The organism is Undibacterium sp. 14-3-2, assembly GCF_016595265.1.
GTDB classification, from domain to species: Bacteria; Pseudomonadota; Gammaproteobacteria; order Burkholderiales; family Burkholderiaceae_D; genus Undibacterium; species Undibacterium aquatile.
Window position 1 is genome coordinate 399152 of sequence record NZ_JAENGS010000004.1, and the last position, 8081, is coordinate 407232.

General features: G+C 47.3%; 7 protein-coding genes and 1 tRNA gene. 6 read left to right on the forward strand and 2 right to left on the reverse strand.

Going from position 1 to position 8081, the window contains the following annotated elements; all coding sequences use genetic code 11:
- Nucleotides 1-7 precede the first annotated feature (7 nt).
- The 5 genes from Undi14_RS11925 to Undi14_RS11945 are packed head-to-tail and all read left to right on the forward strand — an operon-like array spanning nucleotide 8 to nucleotide 5134.
- Complete coding sequence (locus Undi14_RS11925; RefSeq protein WP_200180426.1) at nucleotides 8-2176, forward strand: hypothetical protein; 2169 nt, start codon at nucleotides 8-10, stop codon at nucleotides 2174-2176.
- Between the two features lie 21 nt (nucleotides 2177-2197).
- Entirely contained in the window at nucleotides 2198-2359 is a 162-nt protein-coding gene (locus Undi14_RS11930) for a hypothetical protein (protein WP_200180427.1), read from the forward strand.
- The gene (locus Undi14_RS11935) at nucleotides 2343-3026 is read left to right on the forward strand and encodes a hypothetical protein (RefSeq protein ID WP_200180428.1); all 684 of its coding nucleotides are present in this window, start codon (nucleotides 2343-2345) and stop codon (nucleotides 3024-3026) included. The genes Undi14_RS11930 and Undi14_RS11935 overlap by 17 nt, the downstream gene beginning before the upstream one ends.
- A 2-nt stretch (nucleotides 3027-3028) precedes the next feature.
- Entirely contained in the window at nucleotides 3029-4555 is a 1527-nt protein-coding gene (locus tag Undi14_RS11940) for a sialidase family protein (protein ID WP_200180429.1), read from the forward strand.
- A gap of 9 nt (nucleotides 4556-4564) precedes the next feature.
- The gene (locus Undi14_RS11945) at nucleotides 4565-5134 is read left to right on the forward strand and encodes a hypothetical protein (RefSeq protein ID WP_200180430.1); all 570 of its coding nucleotides are present in this window, start codon (nucleotides 4565-4567) and stop codon (nucleotides 5132-5134) included.
- A 315-nt stretch (nucleotides 5135-5449) separates the two neighbouring features.
- Here Undi14_RS11945 and Undi14_RS11950 read toward each other — a convergent pair.
- Nucleotides 5450-5534 (reverse strand) — tRNA-Leu (locus Undi14_RS11950).
- 115 nt (nucleotides 5535-5649) lie between these two features.
- Nucleotides 5650-6066: a hypothetical protein gene (locus Undi14_RS11955; protein WP_234030554.1), complete on the reverse strand. Its 417-nt coding sequence runs from the start codon at nucleotides 6064-6066 to the stop codon at nucleotides 5650-5652.
- A gap of 222 nt (nucleotides 6067-6288) precedes the next feature.
- On the opposite strand from Undi14_RS11955, the gene Undi14_RS11960 reads away from it, so the two are divergent.
- Nucleotides 6289-7674, forward strand: a complete 1386-nt coding sequence (locus Undi14_RS11960; RefSeq protein WP_234030569.1) for an IgA Peptidase M64 — start codon at nucleotides 6289-6291, stop codon at nucleotides 7672-7674.
- The last annotated feature ends 407 nt before the right edge of the window (nucleotides 7675-8081 follow it).

The window sequence follows — 8081 nt, forward strand, 5'->3', positions numbered from 1 at the left end:
AGAACCTATGGAAAAGCAAGTCGTCTTTCGTGACCGTCAGGAGCTGCAGAGTGCAGATCTGAACAACATCCAGTCTTATTCAGCCGTCGCCTTACAACATTTGAGGCAAGATGCAATCTCAAATGCACTACACTTCACTGGTGGACTGGTTTCTCCAATCAGTGCTACTGAAATTACGGTTGATGCTCTTCGGTTTTATAACGATGGAAAAGTCTACGTATCAGAACAGGTGCAAACACTGAATCTGTTTCAATATTTGCCGCTGGTGACGAAGAAATGCGTTGCAGTCGTTCTGTGGGGAAAAGAGACCGATACCCAAGTTGAGCCTCGCGATTTCCTTACCGACCTGACGACAGGTGCGACACAGCCGCAAGCGGTTCCGATGCAGCGCTTGAACGCTTGCAACATTAACTTGCTACCGGGTTCTGAATCAGTCGATCCACAGCCGCCTGTCATACAAACCAATACATTGGCGATCGCCTATATTTATTTGACGGCCACCGGTATCGAGCGCATCGAGATGATTGTGCGGGCTCGTTTGCCAAATGTGCGTGATCACGAAGGACGGTTGTTTGAACAGGAAGCCTGGCGCAATTTGGCCGAGCCGCGCATTGCCTCAATTGCGACTGATCTGTCGGCGCTGGCAAACAAAACAAGTGACCTGGCGAAACGCGCTAATGTCATCGAGTTGGCCAATGATATTGCCCGGGTCAAAGCTAAACTTAACTTGCCGAGCGCGTATGCAAGTTACGAGGCTGACTATTTCGGAGACATCACTAAGACTGATGATCAAGGTGTCGGTTATAGCTCCCAAATTAAGAACGGTCTGATCTTTCCGTTGTCAGCACAGGCGCAAGCAGCGCTGTCGTTATTCAATCCCTACGATGTCGCGATCGCACGCAGCGCGACGGACTTGATCTTGCCTGCCTATGAATCAAAAGCACGGATTCAGACCACTGGCTATTCTGGCGACATTTCAATCAGTCAGTACCAAGTGCAAAGCCAGGTACTCCGTGAATATACGACCACGGTCTGGGACTACCATTACGGCTATAACTACAACTATTACGGTGGCTGGTATAACAGCTGGTACTGGAATTACTATGGTTCCGGTTACGGCTGGTCTGGCTACTATGGCTATTACACCAGCCACACAGAAACCACATATCAGCTTGATACCGTCACAACCAGCTATAACGGAGCTATCATCGGTCAGACACTCCTCGTTTCTAATGCAATGTGGCTGACGAAAATTGGTCTTCAATTTACGCAGGTGGGGGCATCCGGGGATGTTGTGGTGGCGGTCACTGAAACGGACGGTGGCAAGCCCGTTCTCGGAAAGACGGTAACTAAAGTCAGTGTTGCACGTGGCGATCTTAAAAAATATCCGACAGAAACTGGGATTGCTGTGCCGCCAGTAATGCTGGAAGCTGGCAAACGCTACGCTATCGTCATCATTACGCAAGGCGATCATCGTGTGGCCACCGTGTCGGGCAATAACTACACTCAGGGCACATTGTTTTTTGGAACAGATGGCGACTACTTCAGCGGCGACCTTACAAAAGACTTGATGTTCACACTGTATGCAGCCCAGTTCCAGCAACCACGTGTTGAGGTGATGCTGAACCCTATTTCATTGGCTGGCGGCATTTCTGACCTTTCTATTTCTGCTCCTCAGGTTGTACCGAAAGGTTGCGAGCTGACGTATGAGATTCAGGTCGGTGGTAAATGGTACAAGCTGGGCGATCCTATCAACCGTTTGGCAAATGGCCCGGACATTGTCCCGCTGCGTGCGGTGATGGTCGGTACCAGTGATCTGGCTCCGGCATTCCAATTGTCAAATAACGCATTAACCGCCAGTCGTGCCGGAATAGGATTTACTCACTGGTCTAAGTTACGCAACCTGGCAACAGCGACGAACAATGTCCAGGTGCAAGTTGTTGTTGCTCAGTGGGATCAGGCCAATCACACACTCGCCTGCACACTGAAATCTGGCGGCTCATCACTCACGCCAGTAACCACCGTGGTGAAAGATGAACCAGATGGCCAGGCAAAACGCTTTATCTACACGTTCACACCAGCAGGCGTGACAAATTACCAGATAAAACTGGTCGGTGGCCGCAATGCCGCTTCAGCACCGTTTGTCGTTGTTGAGCGTACCGATATCGCCAGCTAATTATTGATAGGGAGCTTTGTAATGGACTTGAAAAAAATTGAAAATGATCTGCAGTATCAGGTGCAGTTGAAGGAACGCATTGAGCTGTTTGGTCAAGTGATGTATCCAGGGCACGACGTTATATTGCGTGGCGACATATTAAAAACGGTTTTGGATAGGGTAAGCGATGCCAAACCGGTTTGATAAATACCGTATGAGGGATGGATTGACGCTGCTGTCCGAGCGTTATTTCAACCCCATCTGGCAAGATCTTGACTTGCGGTTAGCTTCGATCGAAGAGTTACGCGTCACGTGGGAAGAAGTTGTGCGGACGGTGACTGATTTTGGCTTGGTACGCATGAATGAAGTATTGGCCCCCGCTTTTGATCAGATGAACCAGAACCTCGACAGTGCGGCGAGCAAATTACTTGAGATCGAGAACAAGCGTCAGGCAGCGATCGCCGCCATTACGACACTGCAAAATGCCATTGCCAGCTACCAGGGCGATGCGGAAACGCATATCGCCGATTGGAAAGCCGCTACGTTGGCCAGCTTTGATGTCTGGAAAAGTGCTACATGGGCTGATTTACACGCATGGGAAGCAGAAATACAGGCATGGAAAGCGAATCTGCAAAGTGATTTTTTGCAAAATGTGTCCAAGCCTGCCTCTATCGGAATGTTGTATGACGCTCAGGGACGTGCTCAGACCATCACTGAGACCGTCGCCGGCAGTCAGCGTACAACGACCATCAGCTACAACCTGGACGGAACGGTGGCCAGTGTCGTGATTACTTATGCTGGCGTAACGCGAACCGAAACCTATAACTATACGAGCGGCCGCCTGACAGGCATGACCGCAACAGAGGTGTAATCATGACGTTTGATGCTATTACTTATGCTGTAGCGCGTGAGTCAAAACCGCCCGCAGGCTGTGTATTGCCTAGCTTCGCGGTTGATCCTGCAATTTTGCAACAGGGTTGGAGCCACCTTGATGGCTCTTTAATATCTCGTGTACAGCATCCTGATGCTGTTTCCATTATTGGAGATGCACGATTTTTCGACAGTACGCCAACTGTGACCGAAACGGTCTTAACCATGCGTGATGGTGTGAAACAGATGTATGTCGGCAAGCAAGTCGCTGTCGGTGATACCTTTGTATTCATGCCAAGTCAAAACGGTGCATCGTCGATTTCTGGTCTGCGCTTATGGCGCTCAACGGATGCAGGAGCGAATTGGGCACCTTATGACTTAGGGGCAATGCCTGTCGCTAGCAGCTTCTTTACGGTTGAACATCTGGAATGGTTTGGCGGCAATCGCTTGCTGTTGGTGATACGCAGTTACGAAAGCGGAGGGACTCACTATTCCGTCGTATTTTCTAATGATCTGGGGCAAACCTGGAGCACACCAAAACAACTGGTCAACGTTACTGCTGGAGGTGTGAGCCTTTTATCTGTATCGGCTGACGCTGAAATGAGTAGTAGCGGTGCCGGATATTATTATTTCAGCTTTTATATTGGCGAGGCTCCTCCGTTTTCAAGCTACATCGTTGCATTCAATACGGCCACTAATATGGCTTACAGTTTTACTGTTAACAGCGATGGCACTAGCGATTCAAATTGCCGCCTGTTGGGTGGGCGGGTAATTTCCGCTGGTAACAGCGAGTTGCACTTCGCTGCTTACGCTGCCGGTTCATGGACGATGAAAAAGCTCAACTTCAATGGTACGGCATTTTCAGGACTGATCACTTCTGAGATACCTTACTCGGCAAACTATGTCGGCATGTCAATAACCTCCGTTTCATCTGGGCGGCAGTACCTGACCTCGGCAAGTGGTAACTATTATCTCAATCGGGGAGGTACAACCTATAAATTGCCTGCTGGATGGTCAGGAACACCGCAAATAGTGCATGTTGGTCTCGATAATACCGGTATTCGCTTGCTGACAAACACGCTGTCAAACCCAGTGACAGGCCAACGTTTTGATTTAACCACAGGTTTAAAAAGTTCAGTCGGTGGCATGAATGCGGGATCGATAAAGATTGGATCATTCTACGGCTTTGCTAACATTGCCTTGTCAGAGGCGATCGTTGTTGATCGCATTCCGTCGGGTGATCGGCATTTTGTTTACCCATCAGGTGGCGGTGCGCTGGTAGTCCGTACAACGCGCTGCGCCGACAATTTTGTAGGTGGTCTCGCCTATTCTTCTGATGTCACCCGATTTCTTTCGTATACCACGGCGCATATCAATTGGTATAACGCAAATACTGGCTCCTATAAAACAGTGAATTTTTTTCCGGGGACAACGAACAAGTTACAGGTCAATAGTTACGTCTTCGCCAATGACTACAGCAACTACCTGCAGCTCCCTTATCTTCCCGGCCTCGTATGCCGTCTTAAATAAGGACACACAATGATCACTCTTTATCAAATAGGCCGAGCCGGTTACTGGACTGGCCATACCCAAGTCGTAGAGGACGATGCAACTGTTGCTTCTGGTTGGACGGCCAGCCCGATACCCGAAACTGTCCAGGACGGAGAATATGTACGAATGACGTTGGCCGGATGGAAGGTGTGCAGCGAACCAATGCCGGCAGCAGTCAACGAGGTTGTGCCTACGGTACGTCCATTACTGGCGATCACAGCAATTACTGCTGATGCAGACCATGCCAACCAGGTGATTATCGATGGCGTGAATGACGTTACCTGCACAGTCGGGACGGTGCTGACTTTTAATGCAGAGCTTCGTGATAGCAACGGCGGTGTGATACCAACGTCAGATAGCTTCAGAATGCCCCTGCGATCAAGGGACGGGAGAGAAAAGGTATTGCTGGCCGTGATGCAAGGCGGACATATTAAGATCGTTGCACCAATGCGGGAATCCGGAATATGGTCAGTCACACAGGAAACGGTAAATGAAAGCCTGCAAGCTGAGCATCAGATGACATTCGCCGGTGCCCAAGTCTATGTAGTCGAGGCCTGACGATCAGTTTGAAGCACTAAAAGATAAGGGGCTTGTTCAGCCCCTTATTATTTCGCTAGGTGTAAATAAGTTTCCAGCAGCGTAAAATCCGCAAAACCTATTTATCTCACTATCCCGGCCGAATTTATCTCGCGCCGCCTCATTGGCATTTTGCATCCAAGTCATTTTGAGGTTTGCATCCATAAATAAAAGTATGGATGCAAAAACCTCGGATGGCAATGAACACCCCCAAGACAGCATAACACAAAAAACCCGCGTTCTCATAGTGAGTAACACGGGTTATTAGACTACTTTGTACTGCTTTAAACAATCTCTTGGTGCCGAGAGCCGGAATCGAACCGGCACGCCTTGCGGCGCGGGATTTTGAGTCCCGTGCGTCTACCTATTCCGCCATCTCGGCAACGCATGAATGGGATTATGACATTAATAGGCAAAACTTGCAATACGCACGACCAATCAGGCTTGTTCTCATCTGCAAGAATAAATCTCATTACCGCGAACTGAATCGCGCTCGATTAATATCTATACTCATCAACAAGATGCTTGTTAAAGCTGTATTTTGTCCCGCCTTGTAACGCATCAACCAATCGCTTGGGATTCGCCGCAGAGATAAAGATATCAGCAACGCCATCTTTAATACGAAACTTGGTCGCGGGGCTCAGGATGTTATTCGCCTTAATCGTTAAGTGACGAATGATTCTCGCTTTATCGCTACAAACAAGAAAATGAATTTCTTTGCGGAAGTGAGTCAGAGGAATATTCAGCCACCAGCCTTCGTCGCCCGCGTAACGAACAACATTAGAAAACTGTGTATTCATCTCATTAAGTATGTTTGCACGTAAAGACTCGTTAGCGATCAATATGGCTTCAGATTTATTCATTGTTACCTTAAAAAATAAACTGATTGCGTGTTCTGCAATCTCATTCGTCATTGTAAATGCGAAGCGAGAAACTAGGCATACCGATAATCGGGAAAATCCCGGAATAACCTTGGATTACGCCTGAGATCAAATTTTCCATTTATACGAAATGCAAGAACAATTTACAATCAAGTCTGTTTTTGCTGATATGAATCTTGATTAAAACTGGTGGTCAAATTTTTTAACATCACGGGAGAGTAAATGAGTTCTTTTTTAAAGCATGGCGTCATTGCTATGTTGCTGAGTTTTTCTCACATATGTCTGGCAGCGACGCCTGCAACTGTGCGGGTGGACTATATGCATACTGGCAACGCTAAAACTGAACAGTATGCTTTAAGCCGCGTCTTGATAGAACCACTGCCTTGGCCTGGCAATCTGCAACAAAATATTGATACATCTAACCGCGGAGTTAATAAGGTGGAAGTAAGCGACCTGAAAACGGGTGAGATCATTTATTCGAGGGGATTTTCAACGATTTTTGGTGAATGGAAAAGTACAGATGAAGCAAGCAAATTAAATCGTGGCTTTGAAGAGTCGGTGCGATTTCCCAAGCCAGACAAGCCTGTCCGCGTCACCATACAGAAACGAGATGAGAACAATGTATTTGTGCCTGTATGGAGCGTTGACATCGATACGGACGCACAGGATGTCATCCGCAAACAACCACGAGCCATTGTCAAACCCGTGCCAATAGTCATCAATGGTCCGTCGCCGGAAAAGGTGGATTTATTAATTCTTGGGGATGGTTACAGTGCCCCGGAAATGAAGAAATTTATCGCGGATGCACGTCGTTTATCGGCGCATCTTTTTAAGGTTTCACCATTTAAAGAACGTGCCAAAAACTTTAACGTATGGGCAATCGCCGTTCCAACAAGCGAATCAGGAGTTTCACGCCCTTCGACCGGAGTACATCATGCATCTGCACTCGGTACACGTTACGATATCTTTGGCAGTGAACGCTATATTCTTACGACAGATAACCGTGCGTTGAGAGACATCGCCCAAAATGCTCCGTACGAGTTCATTGAAATTCTCGTTAATAATGAGACTTATGGAGGCGGAGGTATTTTTGGCCAATTCAGTACAGCGGCAGCAAAAAATGATTGGGCTGAATATCTGTTTGTGCATGAATTCGGCCATCATTTTGCCGGCCTCGCCGATGAATACTACACATCGCCTGTCGCTTACCAGAGCAGTGAGGTATTGCCAGAACCGTGGGAACCAAATGCAACGGCTATGCGTGACCCGGCAAATCTGAAGTGGAAACACAAGGTAAGACCGGGGACGCCATTACCAACTCCATGGCCTAAAACTGTGTTTGATCAGCATGCAAAAGAATACCAGCAAACGCGAATACAACTACGCGCACAAAATCGACCTGAATCCGAAATGAGTGCTTTGTTTAAGAAGGATCTGCAATTTAATCGCCAATTGTTTTCTAACGCGTCGCATAAAAACGATGTTGGCGCTTACGAAGGGGCGAATTATGAAGCGACTGGATATTACCGACCGCAAATGCAATGCATTATGTTCGATCGTAGTGACTCTTTCTGTGACGTATGCAACGACGCGATCAACGTCATTATTGATTTGTATAGTCAATCAGGAGTGAAAAATTAAGTCTGCCGTCAAAAGCAAGTTAATGAAAAGGCTACCGTATTAAATAGGAATGACTGCCCCTGATAATTCTGAATTATCATCAATTAAAAAAGCAGTTCTCTCTGAAATATAGAACTGCTTTTTCTTTTTTTGAAACGAAAACCTAAAAAACTGCCTTCTTTTATTACTCACATTACACAACTACAACAAATTTATCCACAAATAAGAAAAGTGAAGTTGTGTTTTTATGTTCGATTAATACATCACCGCTTCAGAAAACACCTCCGATCTGATACGGACTTAACGGAGGCGACACTGTGGAATAAAACGAAGAGTGACAGCCCCCTGGAAGTGACACTCAAGATCAAACAAAGGAGCCTGCGGGCTCCTTTTTCTTTACCCGGCATAGTGACCGCTGGTCAGTAAGA